17 protein-coding genes are annotated in these 22,463 nt (G+C 41.1%); 7 read left to right on the top strand and 10 right to left on the bottom strand.

Annotated elements, in window-relative coordinates:
• Positions 1-35: 35 nt before the first annotated feature.
• The 3 genes from uvrA to recJ are packed head-to-tail and all read right to left on the bottom strand — an operon-like array spanning position 36 to position 5,870.
• A complete protein-coding gene (gene uvrA / locus E4635_RS01475) occupies positions 36-2,867 on the bottom strand; it encodes an excinuclease ABC subunit UvrA (RefSeq protein WP_135524836.1) in 2,832 nt (943 codons plus the stop codon).
• Between the two features lie 56 nt (positions 2,868-2,923).
• Positions 2,924-4,177: an MFS transporter gene (locus E4635_RS01480; protein ID WP_135524837.1), complete on the bottom strand. Its 1,254-nt coding sequence runs from the start codon at positions 4,175-4,177 to the stop codon at positions 2,924-2,926.
• The gene (recJ, locus tag E4635_RS01485; protein WP_135524838.1) at positions 4,170-5,870 is read right to left on the bottom strand and encodes a single-stranded-DNA-specific exonuclease RecJ; all 1,701 of its coding nucleotides are present in this window, start codon (positions 5,868-5,870) and stop codon (positions 4,170-4,172) included. Before recJ ends, E4635_RS01480 begins: the two co-directional genes overlap by 8 nt.
• Before the next feature lie 156 nt (positions 5,871-6,026).
• On the opposite strand from recJ, the gene ade reads away from it, so the two are divergent.
• Positions 6,027-7,646: an adenine deaminase gene (ade, locus tag E4635_RS01490; protein ID WP_135524839.1), complete on the top strand. Its 1,620-nt coding sequence runs from the start codon at positions 6,027-6,029 to the stop codon at positions 7,644-7,646.
• On the opposite strand, the gene E4635_RS01495 is transcribed toward ade, so the two are convergent.
• From E4635_RS01495 to E4635_RS01505, 3 genes are read right to left on the bottom strand one after another with little or no spacing between them, the layout of a single operon-like run.
• A complete protein-coding gene (locus tag E4635_RS01495; protein ID WP_135524840.1) occupies positions 7,643-8,002 on the bottom strand; it encodes a HopJ type III effector protein in 360 nt (119 codons plus the stop codon). The genes ade and E4635_RS01495 overlap by 4 nt on opposite strands.
• Entirely contained in the window at positions 7,995-8,705 is a 711-nt protein-coding gene (gene rsmI / locus E4635_RS01500) for a 16S rRNA (cytidine(1402)-2'-O)-methyltransferase (RefSeq protein WP_135524841.1), read from the bottom strand. The genes E4635_RS01495 and rsmI overlap by 8 nt, the downstream gene beginning before the upstream one ends.
• The gene (locus E4635_RS01505; RefSeq protein WP_135524842.1) at positions 8,706-9,680 is read right to left on the bottom strand and encodes a hypothetical protein; all 975 of its coding nucleotides are present in this window, start codon (positions 9,678-9,680) and stop codon (positions 8,706-8,708) included. It abuts the gene before it with no gap.
• A gap of 101 nt (positions 9,681-9,781) precedes the next feature.
• On the opposite strand from E4635_RS01505, the gene E4635_RS01510 reads away from it, so the two are divergent.
• The 3 genes from E4635_RS01510 (at position 9,782) to mscL (ending at position 13,299) form a co-directional block, all read left to right on the top strand.
• Positions 9,782-10,390, top strand: coding sequence for a thymidine kinase (locus tag E4635_RS01510; RefSeq protein ID WP_135524843.1), 609 nt, complete (start codon positions 9,782-9,784; stop codon positions 10,388-10,390).
• Between the two features lie 5 nt (positions 10,391-10,395).
• Complete coding sequence (locus tag E4635_RS01515) at positions 10,396-12,840, top strand: bifunctional UDP-N-acetylmuramoyl-tripeptide:D-alanyl-D-alanine ligase/alanine racemase (RefSeq protein WP_135524844.1); 2,445 nt, start codon at positions 10,396-10,398, stop codon at positions 12,838-12,840.
• Between the two features lie 84 nt (positions 12,841-12,924).
• Positions 12,925-13,299, top strand: coding sequence for a large conductance mechanosensitive channel protein MscL (gene mscL / locus E4635_RS01520; RefSeq protein ID WP_135524845.1), 375 nt, complete (start codon positions 12,925-12,927; stop codon positions 13,297-13,299).
• Between the two features lie 31 nt (positions 13,300-13,330).
• On the opposite strand, the gene E4635_RS01525 is transcribed toward mscL, so the two are convergent.
• Together E4635_RS01525 and E4635_RS01530 are read right to left on the bottom strand one after the other, a co-directional pair.
• The gene (locus E4635_RS01525; RefSeq protein ID WP_135524846.1) at positions 13,331-13,714 is read right to left on the bottom strand and encodes a hypothetical protein; all 384 of its coding nucleotides are present in this window, start codon (positions 13,712-13,714) and stop codon (positions 13,331-13,333) included.
• Positions 13,715-13,762: 48 nt separating this feature from the next.
• Positions 13,763-15,718 (bottom strand): metallophosphoesterase, encoded by a 1,956-nt coding sequence (locus tag E4635_RS01530; RefSeq protein ID WP_135524847.1) that lies wholly within the window; start codon positions 15,716-15,718, stop codon positions 13,763-13,765.
• Positions 15,719-16,091: 373 nt separating this feature from the next.
• Between E4635_RS01530 and E4635_RS01535 the strand changes: the two genes are divergently transcribed.
• The 3 genes from E4635_RS01535 to E4635_RS01545 all read left to right on the top strand — a co-directional run bounded on the left by E4635_RS01535 (position 16,092) and on the right by E4635_RS01545 (position 19,771).
• The gene (locus tag E4635_RS01535; RefSeq protein WP_135524848.1) at positions 16,092-17,081 is read left to right on the top strand and encodes an aspartate-semialdehyde dehydrogenase; all 990 of its coding nucleotides are present in this window, start codon (positions 16,092-16,094) and stop codon (positions 17,079-17,081) included.
• A 67-nt stretch (positions 17,082-17,148) separates the two neighbouring features.
• Positions 17,149-17,502 carry a hypothetical protein gene (locus E4635_RS01540; protein WP_135524849.1) on the top strand — a complete coding sequence of 118 codons (354 nt, stop codon included), beginning with the start codon at positions 17,149-17,151 and terminating at the stop codon, positions 17,500-17,502.
• Between the two features lie 64 nt (positions 17,503-17,566).
• The gene (locus tag E4635_RS01545; RefSeq protein WP_135524850.1) at positions 17,567-19,771 is read left to right on the top strand and encodes a TonB-dependent receptor; all 2,205 of its coding nucleotides are present in this window, start codon (positions 17,567-17,569) and stop codon (positions 19,769-19,771) included.
• Positions 19,772-19,804: 33 nt separating this feature from the next.
• On the opposite strand, the gene E4635_RS01550 is transcribed toward E4635_RS01545, so the two are convergent.
• Positions 19,805-20,227, bottom strand: a complete 423-nt coding sequence (locus E4635_RS01550) for a thiol-disulfide oxidoreductase DCC family protein (protein ID WP_169630180.1) — start codon at positions 20,225-20,227, stop codon at positions 19,805-19,807.
• An 8-nt stretch (positions 20,228-20,235) separates the two neighbouring features.
• Positions 20,236-22,401 carry an endonuclease MutS2 gene (locus E4635_RS01555; protein WP_135524851.1) on the bottom strand — a complete coding sequence of 722 codons (2,166 nt, stop codon included), beginning with the start codon at positions 22,399-22,401 and terminating at the stop codon, positions 20,236-20,238.
• Between the last annotated feature and the right edge of the window lie 62 nt (positions 22,402-22,463).

Genomic DNA, 22,463 nt, shown 5'->3' on the forward strand with positions numbered 1-22,463 from the left:
GATTTCCATTGCTATCGCGGCTAAAAAACAGCCTGCTAAAGTAATTCTTTTTTTAGAAATTGCGCAGTGTAGCTTTTCTTATTTTTAACTATTTCTTCAGGAGTGCCTTTGGCAACTACTTCTCCGCCGCCTTTTCCACCTTCGTAACCAATATCGATAATGTAATCCGCGAGCTTGATGACATCCATATTGTGCTCAATAATCAATACCGTATTGCCCTTGTCCACCAGTTTGTTGATTACGTCCATCAGTACCCGGATATCTTCAAAATGAAGACCGGTTGTAGGCTCGTCCATGATGTAAAACGTATTCCCGGTATCTTTTTTGGATAATTCGGTGGCTAATTTTATACGTTGTGCTTCACCACCGGAAAGTGTGGTACTTTGCTGCCCGAGCGTGATATAGCCCAAACCGACATCCTGGATTGTTTTCACTTTCCTGTAGATTTTCGGGATATTTTCAAAGAACGGAACCGCTTCGTCTACAGTCATGTTCAATACATCCGAAATCGATTTCCCTTTGTATCGAATTTCTAAGGTTTCCCTATTGAAACGTTTTCCCTGGCAGGTTTCGCATTCTACATACACATCGGGCAAGAAGCTCATTTCAATAGTCCTCACACCGGAACCCTCGCAGGTTTCACATCTACCACCTGCTACATTAAAACTGAACCTTCCGGCTTTATAACCACGGATCATGCTTTCAGGAGTCATGGTAAACAAACTGCGGATTTCCGTAAAAACTTCCGTATAAGTTGCCGGGTTGGAACGCGGTGTCCTTCCAATCGGGCTTTGGTCAATATCGATGACTTTGTCTATATGTTCAAGCCCTTCGATTTTTTTATACGGCTGCGGCTTTTTGACACCATTGAAATAATATTCGTTCAGGATAGGGTAGAGCGTTTCATTGATTAGCGTTGATTTTCCGCTGCCCGAAACCCCGGTTACACAAATCAGTTTACCCAAAGGCAGTTCAATGGAAACATTTTTGAGGTTATTTCCCGTGGCACCTGTCAGTTTTATGGATTTTCCGTTGCCTTCCCTTCGTTTGGCCGGAACTTCGATTTTCATTTCCCCATTGAGGTACATCGCAGTAATGGTATGCTGCTTCAATATTTCCGCGGGCGTTCCTTTGCTGATGATCTCACCACCAAATTTTCCGGCTTTCGGGCCAATATCAATCACATAATCAGCACGTTCGATCATGTCTTTGTCATGCTCCACGACAATTACCGAATTACCGATATCCCGCAATTGCTCCAGGGAATGGATCAGTTTTTCGTTGTCCCGCTGATGCAATCCGATACTTGGCTCATCCAATATATACAGCACGCCCACTAATTGCGAACCGATCTGGGTTGCCAGTCGGATGCGTTGCGCTTCACCTCCGGAAAGGGATTTGGAACTACGGCTCAAGGCCAGGTATTCCAAACCTACATTTACCAAAAAGTGCAGCCTGTCCTTGATTTCCTTGACAACTTCAATAGCAATTGTTTTTTGTTTGTCCGATAAATGACTGTCTAAAGTATCAAACCAATGAGTTAAATCCGAAATGTCCATGTTGGATAATTCGGCGATGTTCTTATCATTGATTTTGAAATAGAGCGCTTCTTTTTTCAATCGGGAACCCTGGCATTCCGGACATTTCACTTCGTCCATGAAATCTTTGGCCCACCGTTTTATAGTAGTCGAACCGCTTTCGTCATGTTGGGTTTTGATAAAATTCGAAATGCCTTCAAAATCGATTTTATATTCTTTGGTAACCCCGGCGGCTTTGGAGGAAATTGAAAATTTATCTTTTCCTCCATTAAGGATCACCTCCATTGCTTCTTCGGAAATAGTCTCGATAGGATCGGTTAATTTGAAGCCGTATTTTTCCCCGATGGTTTCCAGTTGTTTGAAGATCCAGGAAGATTTATAATCGCCAAGTGGGGCAAAACCTCCATTTTTAATGGATAATTTTGGGTTAGGGATTATTTTTTTAAGGTTGATTTCATTAACAACGCCCAATCCGTTGCAATGTTCGCAAGCCCCTTTGGGAGAATTGAACGAGAACAGGTTTGGTTCCGGGTTCTGGTATGAAATTCCGGTGGTAGGGCACATCAGGTTTCGGCTGAAATAACGTGTCTGGTTAGTATCCTGGTCCAGGATCATCAGCACATTTTCGCCATGGTACATAGCGGTGTGAATGCTTTCGGATAATCTTTTTTCGCTTTCAGGGGAATTTTCAACCACTAACCGGTCTACAACAATTTCGATATCATGGGTCTTGTAACGATCCAGTTTCATACCGGCAGTCAAATCCAGGACTTCGCCATTGACCCGGACCTTTAGGAATCCCTGTTTGGTGATTTGCTGGAACAATTCGGCATAATGCCCTTTCCTTGCCCGGATTACGGGAGCGAGTATATTAATTCGTTTTCCGATGAAATTTTCGGTAATCAAGTCCTTGATTTGCTCATCAGAATAGGAAACCATTTTTTCACCGGTATTGTAACTATAGGCATCTCCGGCACGGGCAAACAATAATCTGAGGAAATCATAGATTTCGGTAATTGTCCCAACTGTGGAACGAGGGCTTTTACTTGTAGTTTTCTGCTCAATGGCAATTACCGGGGACAATCCATCGATTTTATCAACATCTGGACGTTCCAGCCCGCCCAAAAACTGGCGTGCATAGGCCGAAAAGGTTTCTATATAACGGCGCTGCCCTTCGGCGTAAATGGTATCAAAGGCCAACGAGGATTTACCCGAGCCTGAAAGACCGGTAATTACAACCAATTCTTCACGGGGAATGGAAATATCAATATTCTTGAGATTGTGCACCCTGGCACCAATAACTTCAATAGTATCTTCGGTATCTAGCATAATTTTAGGCAAAACACAAAGGTACATTTTTTGTGTCAAAATTTAGTGTAACATTGTTAAGTTTCCAAATCCTTCTGGATGTCTAAATTCCTGAATTTAGGAGAAGCCAAAGCAGTAACACCAACCACGCCAATGGTCATAATTCCGCCAAAAACAACGGAAGGGACCACACCCATCAGTTTTGAGGTAAAACCGCTTTCAAAGGCACCCAATTCGTTTGAGGAACCCACAAATATGGAGTTTACAGACGAAACCCTGCCCCGCATATGGTCTGGAGTGTATAATTGAAGGATAGTGGATCGTATTACTACTGAAATCCCATCGGCTACACCGCTCAAAAACAAAGCAGCCACCGAAACCCAAAAATTGGCCGACAGCCCGAAAATAATAATGCAAACCCCGAAAACCAGTACCGCCAGCAATAATTTTTTCCCGGCATTGGTATTTAAAGGCATGGAAGTAGCAATAAGCATCGTAATCAGTCCGCCAATGGCAGGAGCAGCCCTTAGTATCCCGAAACCTTCGGAGCCTACTTTTAAAATATCCTGGGCGAAAATCGGCAATAAAGCAACGGCACCTCCAAATAAAACGGCAAACATATCCAAGGATAAGGCATTTAGGACGGTTTTGTTCTGGAACACAAAAGTTATTCCTTCTTTAAGGCTTGTAAAAATCGGTTCTCCTAATTTAGGATTGATAATGGGTTTTGCCGGAATTTGGAATAAGGCGAAAATCCCGAAAATAATACTAATCACCACTAAAAGCATCGAAGCAAAAACACCAATGCCGCCAATGGTAAATCCTGCCAGCGCCGGCCCGATAACAGCCGCAACCTGCCAGGTAGAACTGCTCCAGGCCGCTGCGTTGGGTTTTTCTTTATTGGGTACGATCAAACCTAGTAAACTAAAAACGGACGGGATGATAAAGGCCCGGATAATACCACCTAAAAATACAAGGGCATAAATACCATTTAAAACGGTGTTTTTAGAAAGGGTTTCCGAAACTTCCGGTTTGAGCAATACACACATCAAAATACTGATCAAGGCCAGCCCTGAAAGGCATTTGACCAACATTCCCTTCTTTTCGTTCTGATCGACGATATGCCCTGCGAACAGCGCCATCCCGATAGCCGGGATTACTTCCATTAAACCTATAAGCCCTAATGACAGCGGGTCTTTGGTTATTCTGTACACTTCCCATTCCACCAATACAAATTGCATGGACCAGCCCAAAACAATGCCCAGCCGCATCAATAAAAACCAGCGGAACTCTTTTATTTTCAACGAAGAAAACGGATCTTTTTTACTCATGATTTTCTTTAATATCTCTTAATTTTAATTGTAAGCTTATCGTATTGTTCCATTCGTTTTCATCAACAGAATAAACAATGTCAAACGTTTTTTGATTTCCGGTAAGCATTTTTTTAGGGGCCAGGCCAAAGCCAATGGCAGCAAATCCATCGCCATCGCCTTGTTTTACAAACAACCGCAAGTGTTCTTCGTCTTTGCCCAGGGTTTTTCCGTACCCGGTATCATAGACCTGCCTGGACAGGAAAACCGGTGTCATATTTTGCGGGCCAAAGGGCTCGAATTGTTTTAATATCCGAAAGAATTTAGGATCGATGCCGTTTAATTCCATTTCCAGGTCGGCTGAAATTTCGGGAGTCAATAAATCAGGGTTAATTGTTTCCCGGACCACCTCTTCAAATTTATCCTTAAAAGCACTGTAATTTTCTTCCTTCAGCGTCATTCCGGCCGCATACATATGCCCGCCAAATTGTTCCAAATGTTCCGCACTGGCTTCCAAAGCATTATAAATGTCGAAATCTTTGACAGAACGTGCCGATGCCGCCAATTTGTCGCCGCTTTTGGTAAAAACAATCGTTGGGCGGTAATGCGTTTCAATCAGCCTGGAGGCAACAATTCCTATGACACCTTTGTGCCAATCCTCCTGGTATACAACGGTTGTGAATTTAGCTTCTTCGGCGTTTTCTTCAATTTGAAGGAGCGCTTCCTGCGTAATCTGTTTGTCAAGATCTTTCCTGTCGGCATTGAATATCTCAATTTGGGAAGCAAATGCGGTGGCTTGTTCCAAATCGAATTCAGACAACAATTCGACTGCATAATTGCCGTGTTTGATCCTTCCGGCAGCATTTATTCTCGGCGCTATGATAAAAACCACGTCCGTTATTGTAAGCACTTTCTTTTTTAAGTTCTGGACCATTGCCTTGATGCCTGGCCTTGGAGCCGAATTGATAACCTCTAAACCGAACTTCGCCAAAATCCTGTTTTCTCCCGTCATCGGAACAATGTCCGCAGCAATGGCTGTCGCGACCAAATCGAGATAAGGTATCAGGTCATCAATCGTTTGATTCCTATTTTGGCCTAAAGCCTGAATCAGTTTAAAACCTACTCCGCAACCGCACAATTCATCATAAGGATAACTGCAGTCGGTTCTTTTGGGGTCTAACACAGCTGTGGCGTCTGGCAGGATATCTCCCGGCCGATGGTGGTCACAAATGATGAAATCAATATTTTTCGCTTTGGCGTATGCCACATGATCGATTGATTTGATACCGCAATCCAGGGCAATAATCAGGCTGATCCCGTTATCATCCGCATAATCGATCCCTTTGTACGAAATGCCGTAGCCTTCGTCATAACGATCTGGAATATAGGTGTCTATATGAGGGTAATAGCTTTTCAGATAAGAAGAAACCAAAGAAACGGCAGTAGTGCCATCTACGTCATAATCACCAAAAATCAAAATGTTTTCATTGCTGGCTATGGCGGCTTCGATGCGCGTAACTGCTTTGTCCATATCTTTCATCAAATACGGATCATGCAGGTCGCTTAAACTGGGACGGAAAAACTGCCGTGCCTGCTCGAAAGTTTCAATACCGCGCTGCAATAACAGAATGGCAATATTTTCGTCTACTTGTAAAGCCTGCGAGAGTTCTTTGATTTTTGCTTGGTGGGGTTTTGGTTTAATGGTCCAGCGCATACTATTTTATATGGAGTGTAAGTTTTGAATCCAAATTTACTACAAAATTTGAAAACAATTTGTTAATTAAATTTTTTAAAATCCGAAAATAATTCCGTGAAATCCCGATAAAAAATGGTTATTTTGAACTTTAATACCATTTAAAAAAATCAATAAATGCAGATTCAGGGCCAAATTGTCGATATCGAAAACAAACGGATTTATCCGGGGGAAATTGTGGTTGAAAACGGAGTGATCGTTTCCATTACGGAAAAAGAACATAACGTGAAAAGTTATATCCTTCCGGGGTTTATCGATGCCCACATCCATATAGAAAGTTCCATGCTCGTACCGTCTGAATTTGCTAAAATTGCTGTACTCCACGGAACGGTCGGAACGATTTCGGACCCTCATGAAATTGCGAATGTATTGGGAAAAGAAGGCGTTTATTATATGATTGACAACGGTAGGGAAGTCCCTTTGAAATTCCATTTCGGTGCACCTTCCTGTGTTCCTGCCACTTCTTTTGAAACAGCGGGAGGGATTATAGATTCCGAGGAAATCAAGGAATTGATGGCTTCACCCGATATTTTCTATTTGTCTGAAATGATGAATTATCCCGGTGTTTTATTTGATGATCCGGAAGTCCTGAAGAAAATACAATGGGCCAAACATTTTGGCAAACCTGTTGACGGCCATGCTCCCGGATTGCGGGGCGATGCCATCCGGAAATACATTTCTGCCGGGATTTCGACAGACCATGAATGTTTTACTTTCGAGGAAGCGCAGGAAAAACTGTCCTTGGGCATGAAAGTGATTGTCCGGGAAGGAAGCGCCGCCAAAAATTTTGAAGCCCTGATTGATTTGCTTCCTGAGCACTATCAAAATATGATGTTCTGTTCCGATGACAAACATCCTGATGATTTGATTTTAGGACACATTAATTCGCTTTGCGCCCGCGCCGTGGCAAAAGGAATCGATGTTTTTAAGGTATTACAAGTGGCCTGCATCAATCCTGTAAAACATTATAAAATGAATGTAGGTTTGCTGAAAGAAAAGGATACTGCCGATTTTATCGTAGTGGATGACCTGATTCATTTTAACGTGCAGAAAACATATATTAATGGTGATCTGGTCGCTGAAAATGGGATTTCATTTGTAAATCCGGTAGCTTTTGAGACTCCGAATAATTTCAACATAACAATTAAGGAAACTTCCGATTTTGAACTTTCGGGAACAGCCTCAAAAATAAGGGTGATCGAGGCTTTGGAAGGACAGCTGATTACTAACGAATTACATCATTCGCCAGCTATAAAAGACGGCAAATTGGTTTCGGATACGGAAAACGATATCCTTAAAATGGCTGTAGTCAACCGCTATTACGATGCGGCTCCGGCGATTGCATTTATCAAGAATTTCGGATTGAAAAAAGGTGCCATCGCGAGTTCGGTAGCGCACGATTGCCATAATATCATTGCTGTAGGCACTTCTGATGCCGAAATTTGCAAGGCCGTGAATCTTTTGGTGGAAAACAAAGGCGGAATCTGTGCCGTAAATGGTTCGGAAAGCAAAATATTGCCGCTTCCCGTAGCAGGAATCATGAGCGATAAGGACGGTTGGCAGGCCGGCAGGTTGTACCAGGAAATCGATACAATGGCCAAAGCATTAGGCAGCCCGCTCAAAGCGCCGTTCATGACACTTTCTTTCATGGCATTGTTGGTTATCCCGGACCTGAAACTATCCGACAAAGGATTATTCAGCGGAAATACTTTTTCGTTTGTTGATTTGGAAGTTTAAGGCTTTTTCAGCTGCAACGCTTTTCCTTCAAATTGAATTCCGTTCCAGCCCGTTTTGATGAAATTCCGGATGTTTTGATGGTTTGTCCCGTTGGGATGGTTCAGGACTTCGTCAAAGTAATAGGTGCCAAAACAAGCCAGTGCTTCAGACGGTGTCAAGTTTTGCAAAAGGCCGAAAGCGAAGATTTTACAGGAACCTGAATTTTCACCGGGCGCATTGTATTGGTCCCCGTTTTGAAATCCGGTAGGAGTAAAATCATAATATTCTTCAATAACGGCAATGGTGTCCGAAAAATGGATGCTTTGCGGTTCCAGCCTTACAATATCCAGGAATTGAGCGATACTTCTGTTAGTCATGGTTTTGCGGTTCTTTTTTAGATTCCTTAACCGAAATTTTTCCGGCTACAACGACCACGATTTCCCCTTTGGCAGGTTTTGCTTCAAAATGCTTCAAAACATCTTCTGCGGTTCCCCTGACGGTTTCTTCGTGGAGTTTTGAAATTTCCCGGGATACTGAAACTTGCCGGTCTGCGCCGAAATATTGCACGAATTCGGCCAATGTTTTGGTGAGTTTATGTGGCGAAACATACAGGATCATCGTCCTTGTTTCTTCCGCAAGGGCCAAATAGCGTGTCTGGCGGCCTTTTTTATCGGGCAAAAAACCTTCAAAAATGAATTTATCGTTCGGAAGCCCGCTATTGACCAATGCCGGTACAAAAGCTGTGGCGCCCGGCAGGCAGTCTACTTCAATATTATGTTCCACACAGGCACGGGTAAGCAAAAAGCCCGGATCGGAAATGGCCGGCGTCCCTGCATCAGAAATTAAAGCGATATTTTCGCCCGCCTGGATACGTTTGATGATGTTTTCAACCGTTTTATGCTCGTTATGCATATGGTGGCTGTGCATGTGCGTTGCGATTTCGAAATGTTTCAGCAGTTTTCCGCTGGTCCGGGTATCTTCGGCAAGGATCAAATCAACTTCCTTAAGGACTTTAATAGCCCTGAAAGTCATGTCTTCCAAATTACCGATAGGAGTAGGTACCAAGTATAATTTACCCATTTACAAGAATTTATTTTCAACAAATTCCATGAACCGCTCTGCAAATTCATCTTTTCCTTTCCAGTTATTATAGTCAGGTTTTACAAGCTCATCGATAAAATTACGGGCATCTTCAAAGGTATCGAAAGTACTCAATTGGGACACCACCCGGTTAAAATCCTCGCTGCTTCCCCCGAAAAGGTTTTTTTCAAAAGCGATGCGGTCGTTCAATCCTATGTTTATGCCTTTGTTGAGCTTATCATTAAGGTTGGTTGCCGGTTTTGGGTCAGCTTTTTCAAATACGATATCTTTTCCTTCGGTAACATCCACAAATACGGTTTCCACCTGGATTTCGGGAGCAGGTTTTTCAAAAATCACTTCCTTGCCATCGTGTACATCGCTAAAAACTGTTTCCACATGGACTTCAGAAGCCGGTTTCTCTTCAATTTTATCGTCTATGATTTTTGCTATTTCTTTTGAAATTTTGGCATCTTCCTGTTTTTTAAGATCGCTTACACGGTCAAAAATAGGATCGGCAGTTACGCCGCCCAGGATCTCATCAATGGAAATTTGCTTTTTATCCGGTTTCGGGATTTCTATTATAGGGGTTTCGGCAACGGTTTGAGGTGTTTCGGCAACAACTTCTTTCTCAATGGTTTCAACTATTTCTTCGGTCTTCTTAGGCTCTTCTTTTGGTACTTCGGGAGCTGTTTCCGTTTTAGGTTCCACCACCAATTCGTGGTCTTCCTTTTCAGTAATTTCGGCTACGATTATCTTTTCGTCAAAATCAAAAGCCTTTTCCAGTTTCTTTTCAATTTCGGGCAAACCGATGGTTGGTTTTAGGTCACTGAAATTCTCTTCAACAAATAATAAGACAGATAGCTTTTCGTATAATTTTTGGGCTTCATGGTGCAATTCCCGGACATCTTCTTTGTGTTTCAATTGCAAAATTCTGTGGGCTATGCTAATTAATTCGGCTTCTAACTTTTTTTTCATAACTTTTAAAATTATAATGAGTGAGGCGTATCTTTTTTAATAAATTTGTTGTGTTACAAAGTAATAAAAACTATTCATTTTTATCGTTATAAAAATAAAAAATGTTTCTTGAAAATACAGTAAATCATAAAGAACAATTTGGTTGGATTGAAGTCATCTGTGGTTCAATGTTTTCGGGTAAAACCGAAGAATTGATCCGCCGGCTGAAACGGGCGCAGTTTGCCAAACAAAAGGTTGAAATCTTTAAACCGTCAATAGATACACGCTATGATGATGAAATGGTAGTTTCCCACAATAAGAATGAAATCCGCTCGACTCCGGTTCCGGCCGCTGCCAATATCCGCATCCTGGCACAGGGCTGTGATGTGGTAGGGATCGATGAAGCGCAGTTTTTTGATGATGAGATCGTAGCCATCTGCAATGACCTGGCCAATTCGGGCATCAGGGTAATTGTTGCAGGTTTGGATATGGATTTTAAGGGAAATCCTTTTGGCCCCATGCCGGCACTAATGGCCACGGCGGAATATGTGACAAAAGTGCACGCCGTGTGTACCCGCACCGGAAACCTGGCCCATTACAGTTTCAGGAAAAATGACAATGAAAAATTGGTCATGCTGGGAGAAACGGAAGAATACGAGCCTTTGAGCCGCGCCGCCTATTATAACGCCATGAAAAAGAACCAGGAAGAGAATCCCGATAAGAAAAAATAACAACCTTGAGCGTTACTTTACAAAATATCATTACCGCCATACACGCCAAAGCTAATATTGACAATGCTTCCGGCGTTATCGACAATGTATCTATAGACAGCCGGTCGCAGCAAAACAATAATAAAACGCTGTTCTTTGCCCTGGTAGGCCCAAACCACGATGCACATATTTATATTGAAGACCTGATCTCAAAAGGTGTGAAGAATTTCGTTGTAAACTATATCCCTGAAATCCTGAATGATAAGGCCAATTTTTATGTTGTGGACAATACACTTGCGGCATTGCAGGATTTTGCGTCTTATTACAGGAGCCTGTTCGATTTTCCTGTCATAGGTATTACGGGCAGCAACGGGAAGACCATCGTCAAGGAATGGCTTAATTTCCTGTTAAGCCCTGATTTCAATATTATTAGGAGTCCAAAAAGCTACAATTCGCAGGTTGGTGTGCCTCTTTCTGTTATTGCAATTAATGAAAACCACAATTTGGGTATTTTTGAAGCCGGCATTTCCACAAGCGGCGAAATGATCCATCTTCAAAAAATCATCAGGCCCAGCATTGGGATCCTGACCAATATCGGAACGGCGCATGACGAAGGGTTTTCAGACATTTCCCATAAAATAAAAGAAAAACTAAAGCTTTTTTCAGGAGTTGACATACTCATATTGAATAAAAACAAAACCGTCGAAGCCTTCATAAAACCGGAAATCAAGATTTTTACCTGGAGTACGAATGACAGGACAGCCGATGTTTTTTACCAAAAGCATACCTTTGAAGACCATTCCATCCTAAACATCACATACCGGGAAAAATCATTTCAGGTACGGATCCCTTTTACAGATGAGGCTTCCGCCGAAAACAGCATGCATTGTATCCTGGCGATGCTTTATATGAAGTACAGCCTGGAAACGATAGTGGCCCGCGTCAGTGAATTGTTCCCGGTGGAAATGCGTCTGAAAATAAAAACAGGGATTAATAATTGTACTTTAATTGACGATAGTTACAGTTCTGATTTTCAATCGCTTAAAATAGCACTGGATTTTTTAGAAAACCAAAAGCAGCATAAGAAAAGGACACTAATCTTATCGGATATTTTTCAATCAGGGCTTTCCAATGAAGAATTGTATGCCCGGGTTTCACACCTGATTGTGTCCCACAAAATAAGCCGTGTAATTTGCATTGGCGAAGTTATTTCCCATTTCAAATACAAATTTTTGAATCCGGTTTCTTTCGTTTCCACAGAAGAATTCATAGCGGCTTTCGATAGTTTGGAATTTGCCAATGAAACCATACTGATCAAAGGATCGCGTCAGTTTGAATTTGAAAAAATCGTGTCGCTCCTCGAGGAAAAAACGCATGAAACCGTGCTCGAGATCAATTTGAATGCGATAAGCCATAACCTGAACTTTTTCAAATCAAAACTGGACCCTAAAACCAAACTGATGGTCATGGTGAAAGCCTTTGGGTACGGAAGCGGAAGCTATGAAATTGCAAGGCTGCTGGCCCATCATAAAATTGATTACCTGGGCGTTGCTTTTGCTGACGAAGGAATCGAACTCCGTAAAGCAGGCATAGATTTGCCTATTATGGTCCTAAATCCGGAAATGACGAGTTTTCCTTCCATCATCCAACATTACCTGGAACCTGAAATTTACAGTTTAAGAGGTTTGAAAGCCTTTTTGAAGATTGCTGCAGAGAAAAACCTGGACCAATATCCTGTCCATATCAAAATTAATACGGGAATGAACCGTTTGGGCTTTGATGCCGAAATGCTCCCGGAACTGATCGCTGTTTTGAAGGAAACCAAATTAGTATCCATAAAAAGTATTTTGTCGCATTTGGCAGAAAGCGATAACCAGGAAGACAAAACATTTACAAACCAGCAAATTTCAGACTTTGACAGGTTATCCAAAACTATAACTGAATCTCTGAAAATCAATCCGATACGACATATCAGCAATTCGTCTGGAATCAGTAATTTCCCGCATGCCCAATTTGACATGGTCCGCCTTGGAATAGGTTTGTACGGCGTTTCAAATGATGCTGAAGAAACAAAAATGCTCGAAAACGTTGGGACCTTAAAATCGGTTATTTCACAATTACGAAGCATTGATCCGGGAGAAACAGTAGGGTACAACCGGCGGTTTTCTGCCAAAAGGAAGACAAAAGTCGCAACGGTTCCTATTGGTTATGCCGATGGTATTTCGCGCCTTTGGGGGAATGGAGTAGGGTATGTCATGATAAACAACCAGAAGGCACCCATTATTGGCAGCATTTGCATGGATATGCTCATGGCCGACGCTACAGAAATTAATTGTTTTGAAGGGAATGAAGTGATTATTTTCGGCAAAGACCCTACGGTTACAGCCATTGCCGAAGCAATACATACTATTCCGTACGAAATCCTGACCAGCATCTCCAGCAGGGTAAAAAGGGTTTTCTACAGAGAATAACTGTCAAAATGTTAATTTTATTTAAATAATAATGTTAAATTAGCTTTGTATTTTAAAGTAAATTAACCTAAAAACAAATAAATTATGGGATTCATTTCGGAATTTAAGGAATTTGCCATGAAAGGCAATGTTGTTGATTTGGCCATTGGGGTTATTATTGGTGGTGCTTTTGGGAAAATCATAAGTTCGTTAATTGACGATGTCATTACGCCATTATTGCTTAAACCTGCATTAGAAGCTGCCAACCTTACTGAAATAGAGCAATTGACAGCATTTGGAGGTGTAAAATACGGTGTTTTCCTTTCAGCTGTTATTAATTTTATAATCGTAGCTTTCATTTTATTTTTGATCATTAAAGGAATCAATAAAATGAAAAAACCAGAAGCTCCTGCTGCTCCAGCCGGGCCTACCCAGGAAGAACTACTCACGCAAATCAGGGATTTGCTAAAAAATAAATAATAAAAAAGGAGGATTTTGAAATCCTCCTTTTTTATTCCCTGACCTTAAACCAGCTTTTAAAATTTTGCGGGATGCCTAATAGTAAAAGCAATACCAATGGCAGACACCAATTGGCGGACCTTTCCACAAATTCCACAAACCGCTCTCCGGATATAGGCCTGCTCAAAGCTGTCATAAAGGCCCATAAAATAGCCCATCCAACTACAAAACGTATTGGATAAAGCAATACCGTAAAAGCGATTATGATGTCCGCAATGCCGATATATGGCATCAGGGCAACAGCCTGTCCTTCTGAAAAGCCATAGCAGGTAAGCAATGGAATCCATTTTGGATTAATGCATAAGGCCACTATTCCATGGCCTAAAAAGGTACCAAAAACACCAATTTTGGTAAGGATTTCTATTTTATTCTTCATATTAGTAAATAAAGCCCTGAATTGAAATGTCCAGGGCTTTTTTGGTTCTTATTCACGTATCAGTATAGCACTGTCTTTTTGGTTGTCCATTTGGATTTCAAACACATAGACTCCTTGTTTTAAAGAAGAAGCATCATATTTGTATACAAATTCAGTCTCTGGTTTTGTTGTATTCTCCTGAGCCACCAGATTCCCTTTTATATCAAAAATGCTAATCAGTACTTTTCCTGTGTTTGGCGAGCTGTAGGTTACTTTAAAACTCTCTTTTACAGGGTTTGGCGATAATTTGATAGGGTAAAAAATATTTTTTGGATCTCCTTTCCCTAAATTAGTCTTATTGATACAGAAATTGTCTATAACTACATTGGAATCGTCGTAAACCGTACCGCAAAGCGAAGTGGCCGTAACGTCAAATTTGACAAAATGATAGTCTTTTTTAAAGGTCTGCAACAACCCGGAAGTCCCCGCATCATACAAAGGCGCTCCGGCACCGCCGCAAACCACTTCGCATCGTCCTTCTGTAGGGCCGCTTCCGTAAGTTGCCACGGCATTGGTAGTGCTCACATTTCGGTTGATTGGCTTAAACCTTTCGTATAAATGGTCATGTCCTGTCAAAATCAAATCAACACCATAGTCATCAAAAGCTTTCCACCAGGTTCCAAATTCCGAATTCATTTCATTGGCATGCGGCCCAACGGTATAAAAAGGCTTGTGGAACGAAATGATTTTCCATCTTTTATTGACATTAGCAGCCAGTGTATTGGTCAGCCATGTCCTTTGCGCAGCATTGGTAGGTGTTTCGGTATTTAAGCAGATAAAAATAGCGTCCCCATATTCTACGGCATAGTACAATTCAGTACCGGTAGGGGAATATTTAGGCAATTCAAAGATATTTTGATAATTAGCCGCACTAGACACATCATGGTTACCCTGGGCATGGAAAAACAACTGCTTGTCAATTAGGTTTTTACCATAATCAAACCAATTATCCCATTGGGCATTTGTATTGCCATTTTCTACAATATCACCATTAAACAAAACGAAATCCGGGTTTTTGGATTGTGCCAAATTGGAAATTGTTTGCCATACACCTACGTTGGAACGGCTGTCGCCAATGGCCAGGAACGTAAAATCGCTTGTATTTAAAGGAGGTGCTGTCTGATAGGTTTTTTGTCCGGTCCAGATATTGTTTTGCGAATCATACAGTTCGTAATATATTGTAGCGTTTGGCGTCACAACAGGGAAACTGTAATTGAAATACTTATCGGCATAACCTGCCCTGGAAACCCCGTTGAAAGTCCCTTGTTCATAAGTATTAGTGTAGCCCCATTTGATCTTATCGGCAGTTCCGGTATTTCGCCAGGTAATGGTAAGCCCGTCAAGCGGATTTTTGGAAGAACCCCAGTGGATGTGTTTTTGTGAGGTTACTACAGGAGCCGTAAGATTACCAATCAACTCAAGGTCAAAACTGATGTCGGAGCTGTTTCCTGCGTTTTGATGGATTTCAACGGCAATAGTATTGTTTCCGGTAACAAATGTCCCAGCCGGAAGGGTTGTAGATTGAAAACCCGCCCCGTCATCGCTGGCCAGTGTTGCCAATGTTGCGGATGTGGCGTTTGCTGCCAAATTGTTCCGGTATACTTCCGTACCGTTTACATATACCGCAACACCATCGTCTCTTTTTACTTTCAAAGTATAATTAATAAAAGAATTGGCATTTGCTACAGCAAAGGTTTTCCTGAAATAAGTGGTTACATATTTGTTGGAAGAACTCGAGCCATAACTTACCACAGTAGCCTCATCTCCATCTCCGTAACCCAATTGCGCATTGCCTTGCAGCCATCCGGTTTCAGTAAAAACTGCCGCTCTCCAGGCAGTACCCTGGTTGGATCCGTTGTCCAGGTATTTCCAGGATGAACCCGTTGCCACAAGTGTGGTTTGGGAAAAAACTGTGCCGGCTGTAAAACCGAACAGGCACAGGTAAAATAATTTTAAAGTTTTCATTAGTATTGTTTTTTTGTAGTATTTAATTTACAAATATCTTATTTTTTTATTTAAAACCTATTTTTATACCATTATATTTTTGTTACCAAAAGTTTACATACATTATATAATTTTATTTAAAAGTGTTATTTATATTAAATTTCTGTAGTAATTGTGTAAAATAACAGCGTTTTATATTTTTTCTTTAAGACGGAAAATACACTCATATTTTAGAAAAACAATTGTAACCAAAATGTTGTAAACCCGCTTACATTCAGCTGAAATGGACATTATCTCACGAAATAATATCATTTTGTGTGGTTTTGTTTTTTTGTATTTTTTTAACATCTTAATTATTTACTTTTGTCTTTTAAAACAATAACACACACATCAAATGAAAGTAGCCGTTGTAGGTGCCACCGGAATGGTGGGCGAAGTAATGCTTCAAATTTTAGCGGAAAGAAATTTTCCTGTAACCGAATTAATTCCAGTTGCTTCTGAAAAATCCGTAGGAAAGGAAGTTGAATTTAAAGGGAAAAAGTATAAGGTTGTCGGATTGCAGACTGCTGTGGATATGAAAGTTGACATTGCCTTATTTTCTGCCGGTGGAGAAACTTCTTTAGCCTGGGCGCCTAAATTTGCTGAAGTGGGTACGACAGTTATTGACAATTCTTCTGCCTGGAGGATGGATCCGACGAAAAAACTGGTTGTGCCGGAAATAAACGGTTCGATACTTACAAAAGAAGACAAGATCATCCCTAATGCAAACTGTTCCACCATACAATTGGTTATGGCATTGGCTCCGTTGCATAAAAAATACAAAATCAAAAGAATTGTTGTTTCAACCTACCAATCCATTACCGGGACTGGAGTAAAAGGAGTACAACAGCTAGAGAATGAATACTCAGGAATCCAGGGGGAAATGGCCTATAAATATCCAATCCACCGAAATGCCATCCCGCATTGCGATAGTTTTGAAGATAACGGTTACACGAAGGAAGAAATGAAACTTGTTCGCGAAACCCAAAAAATATTGGACGACAGGACCATTGCCGTTACTGCTACAGCCGTTCGTGTCCCTATTGTTGGAGGCCATAGCGAAGCCGTAAACGTTGCTTTTGAAAATGATTTCGAAGTAAACGAAGTACGAAGCATCCTTCATAATACACCGGGTGTTGTTGTCCAGGATAATGTAGACACATTTACCTACCCAATGCCTTTATATGCACAGGGGAAAGATGATGTGTTCGTAGGCCGTATCCGCCGTGACGAAAGCCAGCCAAATAGCTTAAACATGTGGATCGTAGCAGATAACCTTCGTAAAGGAGCGGCTACCAATACGGTTCAGATTGCTGAATATTTAGTGAAAAACAATCTGGTTTAATCACCATTTAAGATAAAAAATCCGTTAAATGTATGTTTAACGGATTTCTTTTTTACATTTGTCCTGAATGAAAAAACGCCTGCTCATAGTAAATTTCTTCGTCCTTGCGGCAATATCCTTTACGATATTGTATCAATCGGCGCATTCCTTTGAGCATTTGGTCAAGGAGCTTACTACCGAGCACTGCCACCATAAATACAATTCCAATAGCAAAGCGGAGATTACGCACAGCCATCACGATTATGACAATTGTTTTGTGTGCAAATACTCGTTTAGCAATTATATCCCGGCAGAAATTTACTCGTTTGAGTTTTTTAATGCCGTTTCCGATACTACCCGTTTGTTTGGTTACGGAGAAAAATTAGTTTTCTTTACCGGTAGCTCGTATTACCTGCGGGGGCCTCCTGCCATTATTGTTTAATTCCGTTGCCGAATCTCTTAATTTCGGCCGAACTTATTTTTAAACAATAAACAATCTTATTATTATGAAATCTTTTTTCGTAACCCTTTTGTTAGGGTTTTCGCTGTTTTCCGCTGCACAAAACACAGTAAGCGGTACTATTACGGCGGCAAATAACAAACCACTCGAATTGGTGTCGGTAGCTATTCCTGAGCTTACTATCGAAACGCTTTCTGATGCCAATGGAAAATATGCCATCAACAATCTTCCCAACGGGAATTTCAAACTGATCTTTACTTATTTTGGGTACGAAACCCAAGCTGTCACCATACGCCTGAATCAAAAAGAAACCATTGTAAATAGCACGCTTGAAGAATCGGTAAACCATATGGAAGAAGTGATTGTTTCTACCGCATTCAACAAAATGCAATCCCAGAATGTCATGAAAGTGGAGCATAGTTCCATCAGGGAATTACAGCAAAAAGGCGCCGCTACTTTAATTGAAGGACTGGCAACAATACCTGGAGTTTCGCAAGTTTCAACAGGAACTGCCATAGGAAAACCCGTAATCAGGGGATTGAGCGGCAACCGTGTCCTGGTGTATACCCAAGGTGTCCGGTTGGAAAACCAGCAATTTGGGGAAGAACACGGCCTTGGACTGAACGACAGCGGTGTGGAAAGCGTTGAAGTCATAAAAGGCCCTGCTTCGTTGCTTTACGGCTCGGACGCGTTGGGTGGTGTTTTGTTTTTCAATCCGGAAAAATTCGCCCAGCCCAATTCTTTTTCGAGCGATTTTAGCCAAAAACTATTTTCCAATACTAATGGAAGCAATACTTCTTTCGGCCTAAAATCTTCTTCTGAAAACTGGAAATTCATGGCTCGCGGCGGTTATAATTCCCATGCCGATTATAAAATACCCGGCGGAAACAGGGTGACCAATACACGTTTTGAAGAAACCGACCTGAAAACCGGTATCGGTTACAGCAATTCCAAATTTGCCAGCGTTTTACGCTACAACCTGAACAATTTGAGTTTGGGCATCCCCGAAGAAATTGCAGTGCAAACCACCAAAAGGGACCCCAATTACCCACGGCAAGGAGTGGTGAGCCACATTGTCAGTCTTCATAATAATTTCTTTTTCAAAAATTCGAAAATCGATGCCGATTTCGGGTATATCGCCAATAATAGGAAAGAATTCGAAGACAGTTCAATCCCGGTTTTACACATGGATTTGAAAACATTCAATTATGATTTGAAATATTACCTTCCGAAATTTGGGAAACTGGAAACGATTCTTGGTGTGCAAGGGATGAATCAAACCAATAAAAATTCAGGAGAAGAATTGCTGATTCCGGATGCCGTTACTACCGATATTGGCGTTTTGGCCACCAGTAATTACGAATGGAAAAAAAATATATTCCAGGCAGGAATCCGTTTTGATACCCGGAAAATCAATACGGAAACCCACGGAATAGCCGGTTCGGAAGGTTATTTTGAAGCCATTGATAAGAAATTCAACAGTTTTAATGCCTCTCTTGGCTATAAAACGCAATTGATGGACAATCTTTCGGTCAGGATAAATATAGCTTCCGGTTTCAGGGCTCCCAATTTAGCCGAATTAACCTCAAACGGAGTGCATGAAGGCAGTAACCGGTACGAGATCGGGAATCCTGATTTACAAAACGAGCAAAACATCCAGACGGACCTGAACGTGGAATATGGGAATTCCCATTTCGAATTTTTCGCCAACGGATTTTACAACCACATCAACAATTATATTTTTATTTCACCTAACGGGACTGTCATTGAGGACAATAACGTGTATGATTACGTCCAGTCCAATGCGTTTTTGTATGGGGGAGAAGCGGGAATCCATTTTCATCCGCACCCTTTGGATTGGCTGCATTTTACCAGCAGTTTTGAAAGCGTTACCGGAAAGAAGGACAATGGTGGTTTTTTGCCTTTGATCCCTGCCAATAAATGGAGCAATACACTCCGGGCGGAATTTGATTTCCGGGATTGGTTCAAAAAAGCGTTTACATCAATAACGGTCGAAAATACGTTCGCCCAAAACAAGAATAGCGAATTTGAAACAAAATCAGGAGGATATGCTTTGGTGAATGCCAGTTTGGGAGGAAAAATCAATTTGTTGAAACTAAAGTTCGACCTCACGTTGAATGCCAATAATTTATTGGACAGAAATTATGTTTCACATCTTTCCAGGTTAAAATCGGAGGGCATTCCCAACACGGGAAGGAATATTGTCGCAGGATTGAATTTCAACCTATAAATGAAAAAGCCAGGATAATCACCTGGCTTTTTTTTATTCTAAAAATTTAGACTTCAATTCGGGAGAAGGAATCATGCAGGCTTCCTGTTTGCCGTACCATTTGTAACGGTTTTTGGCTACATAATCATACATAAAATCCCTAATTCCAGAAGGTATGATCCTGAAAATAGTGCCATATGTAAAAAAACCACCCAGGTATTGGGCAATTTTAAGAGCCGCCCCGGACTTGTAATAATAGGCTTTTCCGGGCTCATACAAAACAATACTGTCTATTTTTTGCCGGGAAATCCCAATGTGGGTTAGAATTTTCTGGCCTATGTCAGATTGTAGCGACGTAAACCGGAAAATATCCTTTTTGTCATGCCGGATCACATATTGGACGGAAGAATTACAAAGGTTGCAAACACCGTCAAACAATATGATTTTTTTATCTTTTGGTATATCCGCTATTTCCATTTTAGCTCTTATTTTGCTTGTACGAATTCTAATTCCTCAACATTTACCTTTGAAGTGAAGATGCCATAATTGACAGTCGCTTTATTTTTTTCGATATTGTCAATCGTTCCTACGGATTTTCCATCTTTCATACGCACCCTGTCGCCAATTTTAAGGATTACTTTCGGTTTTTCAGGCTCAAGAGAGGCTTTTCTTTTCTTCTCTTTCTTGACTTCGCGGATTTCTTCCACCTTGACTTTTACTTCCTCTATAATCACTTTTTCAATGGCTGCCTTGACCTTCACTTCCTTAGGTGTAAGCTTTTTCCGTTTGGAATTTTCAATCTCGACCATTTTCAGGAATTCACCAATAAGGTCTTTTTTATTTTTGGTATTGAAATATTTCTCCGAGATATCATCAATCTTCTGGCCCATATAAATCAGTCGCTGGTTGGCATCGTATAACTCCTGGTAGCGCTCCAATTTGTCCTGTATCTTCACATTGATGCTTTCCATTTTTTTGCTTTCCTCACGGGCTTTGCTTTCCTCTTCCTTAAGGTTTTGAGACGTTTTTTCCAATTTGGAACGCTCTTTCTGAAGGGTTGCAATAGTTTTGTCAAAACGGACTTTCCCGCCTTCAATCTTCTTTTTGGCACGATTGATCAAGCCATACGGAATACCGTTTTTCTGGGCTACTTCAAAAGTAAAGGAACTTCCGGCTTGCCCTAAAACGAGCTTGTACATGGGTTCCAATGATTTTTCATCAAAAAGCATATTGGCATTGGTGGCAAAAGGCAATTCGTTGGCCAGGATTTTCAAATTGGAATAATGGGTTGTAATGATCCCGAAAGCTTCCCGGGCATAGAATTCCTCCAGGAAAGTTTCTGCTAGCGCACCGCCCAATTCCGGATCCGAACCGGTCCCAAATTCGTCTATAAGGAATAGGGTTTTTGAATTGCATTTCTTTAGGAAATTATTCATGTTCTTCAATCGGTAACTATAGGTACTCAAATGATTTTCAATAGATTGATTATCTCCGATATCGGTCAGGATCCTGTCGAAAAGACACGTTTCGCTTCGTTCATGAACAGGGATCAGCATACCGGACTGCAGCATCAATTGCAATAATCCTACTGTTTTTAAGGAAATTGTTTTCCCTCCGGCATTTGGACCCGAAATGACAATAATCCTGCTTTCATTATGAAATTCAATAGTTTGCGGATAAGTAATTTCTTTTTTGGCTTTGTTGTTCAGGTACAAAATAGGGTGGAAGGCTTCCCGGAAATACACCCTTCTTTCTTTGGTAATTTTTGGAAGGATACCATTGATCCTATTGGCGTATTTGGCTTTGGCAGCAATCACATCTATATCGCTTAAAAACTCCTGGTATTGTATCAGAAGCGGTAAATAAGGGCGGACAATATTGGTCAGGTATTTTAATATCCTGGTTATTTCTTCTTTTTCCTCATATTCCAGGTTGCTTAATTCCCGGGAATATTTAAGCGTGGTTTCGGGTTCGATAAAAGCGATGCTCCCGGTTTTGGAACTGCCTAAAATAGAACCTTTCACTTTTCGCCTGTACATAGCCAAAACGGCCAAAACCCTACGGTTGTTTACAAAGCTTTCCTTGATATCGTCCAGGTATCCCAACCCGTGGTATTGCGTCATGGCAAGGCCGAAGCTCTGGTTGACTTTCCCGCGGACAAGGTTCATATTCTTGCGGATTTCCAATAAAGCCACAGAAGCGTTGTCTTTTATTTCACCATACTTATCAACGATTTCATCTATGGAACGGATAATATCCTTAGTGAGTTCGATCTGGCTTGATTTGGCATATAAAGTAGGGTAATAATCGTCAAATTTTTTAAAATACTGAAGCAGGGCATTTGTCGTTTCAGACAAAGTGGCAATTTTTCTGAAGCTGCCTACTTCCAGGAAACTGTCTTCAATGGCCAGGAATTTTATTTCATGCGAAATGGCATCAAAACTATGATTCGGGATGGCATTGTTGTTTTGAAAGGAAGACACATATTCAGAGGTTTGATGCAAAGCAATCCTCAATGATTCTTCGTCTTTGAAAGGTGTGATCCCCAAAGCTTTTTCTTTTCCTATATCGGTATTGCAAATGGCCGATACCGTTTCTAAAACCGTTGAAAATTGTAAATCCTGAAGTGTTTTTTCGTGTATTGAAATCATTAGTAAAAATAGCAAAAGACAAAGTTACAAAGATTATTGCATCTCTTTACGCTTTGGGATCA

Source organism: Flavobacterium humi, assembly GCF_004745595.1.
GTDB classification, from domain to species: domain Bacteria; phylum Bacteroidota; class Bacteroidia; order Flavobacteriales; family Flavobacteriaceae; genus Flavobacterium; species Flavobacterium humi.

Bases quoted from the DNA above. Each gene is read 5' to 3' on its own strand.
- uvrA (WP_135524836.1), bottom strand. From the start codon at position 2,867: ATGCTAGATACCGAAGATACTATTGAAGTTATTGGTGCCAGGGTGCAC.
- E4635_RS01480 (WP_135524837.1), bottom strand. From the start codon at position 4,177: ATGAGTAAAAAAGATCCGTTTTCTTCGTTGAAAATAAAAGAGTTCCGC.
- recJ (WP_135524838.1), bottom strand. From the start codon at position 5,870: ATGCGCTGGACCATTAAACCAAAACCCCACCAAGCAAAAATCAAAGAA.
- ade (WP_135524839.1), top strand. From the start codon at position 6,027: ATGCAGATTCAGGGCCAAATTGTCGATATCGAAAACAAACGGATTTAT.
- E4635_RS01495 (WP_135524840.1), bottom strand. From the start codon at position 8,002: ATGACTAACAGAAGTATCGCTCAATTCCTGGATATTGTAAGGCTGGAA.
- rsmI (WP_135524841.1), bottom strand. From the start codon at position 8,705: ATGGGTAAATTATACTTGGTACCTACTCCTATCGGTAATTTGGAAGAC.
- E4635_RS01505 (WP_135524842.1), bottom strand. From the start codon at position 9,680: ATGAAAAAAAAGTTAGAAGCCGAATTAATTAGCATAGCCCACAGAATT.
- E4635_RS01510 (WP_135524843.1), top strand. From the start codon at position 9,782: ATGTTTCTTGAAAATACAGTAAATCATAAAGAACAATTTGGTTGGATT.
- mscL (WP_135524845.1), top strand. From the start codon at position 12,925: ATGGGATTCATTTCGGAATTTAAGGAATTTGCCATGAAAGGCAATGTT.
- E4635_RS01525 (WP_135524846.1), bottom strand. From the start codon at position 13,714: ATGAAGAATAAAATAGAAATCCTTACCAAAATTGGTGTTTTTGGTACC.
- E4635_RS01530 (WP_135524847.1), bottom strand. From the start codon at position 15,718: ATGAAAACTTTAAAATTATTTTACCTGTGCCTGTTCGGTTTTACAGCC.
- E4635_RS01535 (WP_135524848.1), top strand. From the start codon at position 16,092: ATGAAAGTAGCCGTTGTAGGTGCCACCGGAATGGTGGGCGAAGTAATG.
- E4635_RS01540 (WP_135524849.1), top strand. From the start codon at position 17,149: ATGAAAAAACGCCTGCTCATAGTAAATTTCTTCGTCCTTGCGGCAATA.
- E4635_RS01545 (WP_135524850.1), top strand. From the start codon at position 17,567: ATGAAATCTTTTTTCGTAACCCTTTTGTTAGGGTTTTCGCTGTTTTCC.
- E4635_RS01550 (WP_169630180.1), bottom strand. From the start codon at position 20,227: ATGGAAATAGCGGATATACCAAAAGATAAAAAAATCATATTGTTTGAC.
- E4635_RS01555 (WP_135524851.1), bottom strand. From the start codon at position 22,401: ATGATTTCAATACACGAAAAAACACTTCAGGATTTACAATTTTCAACG.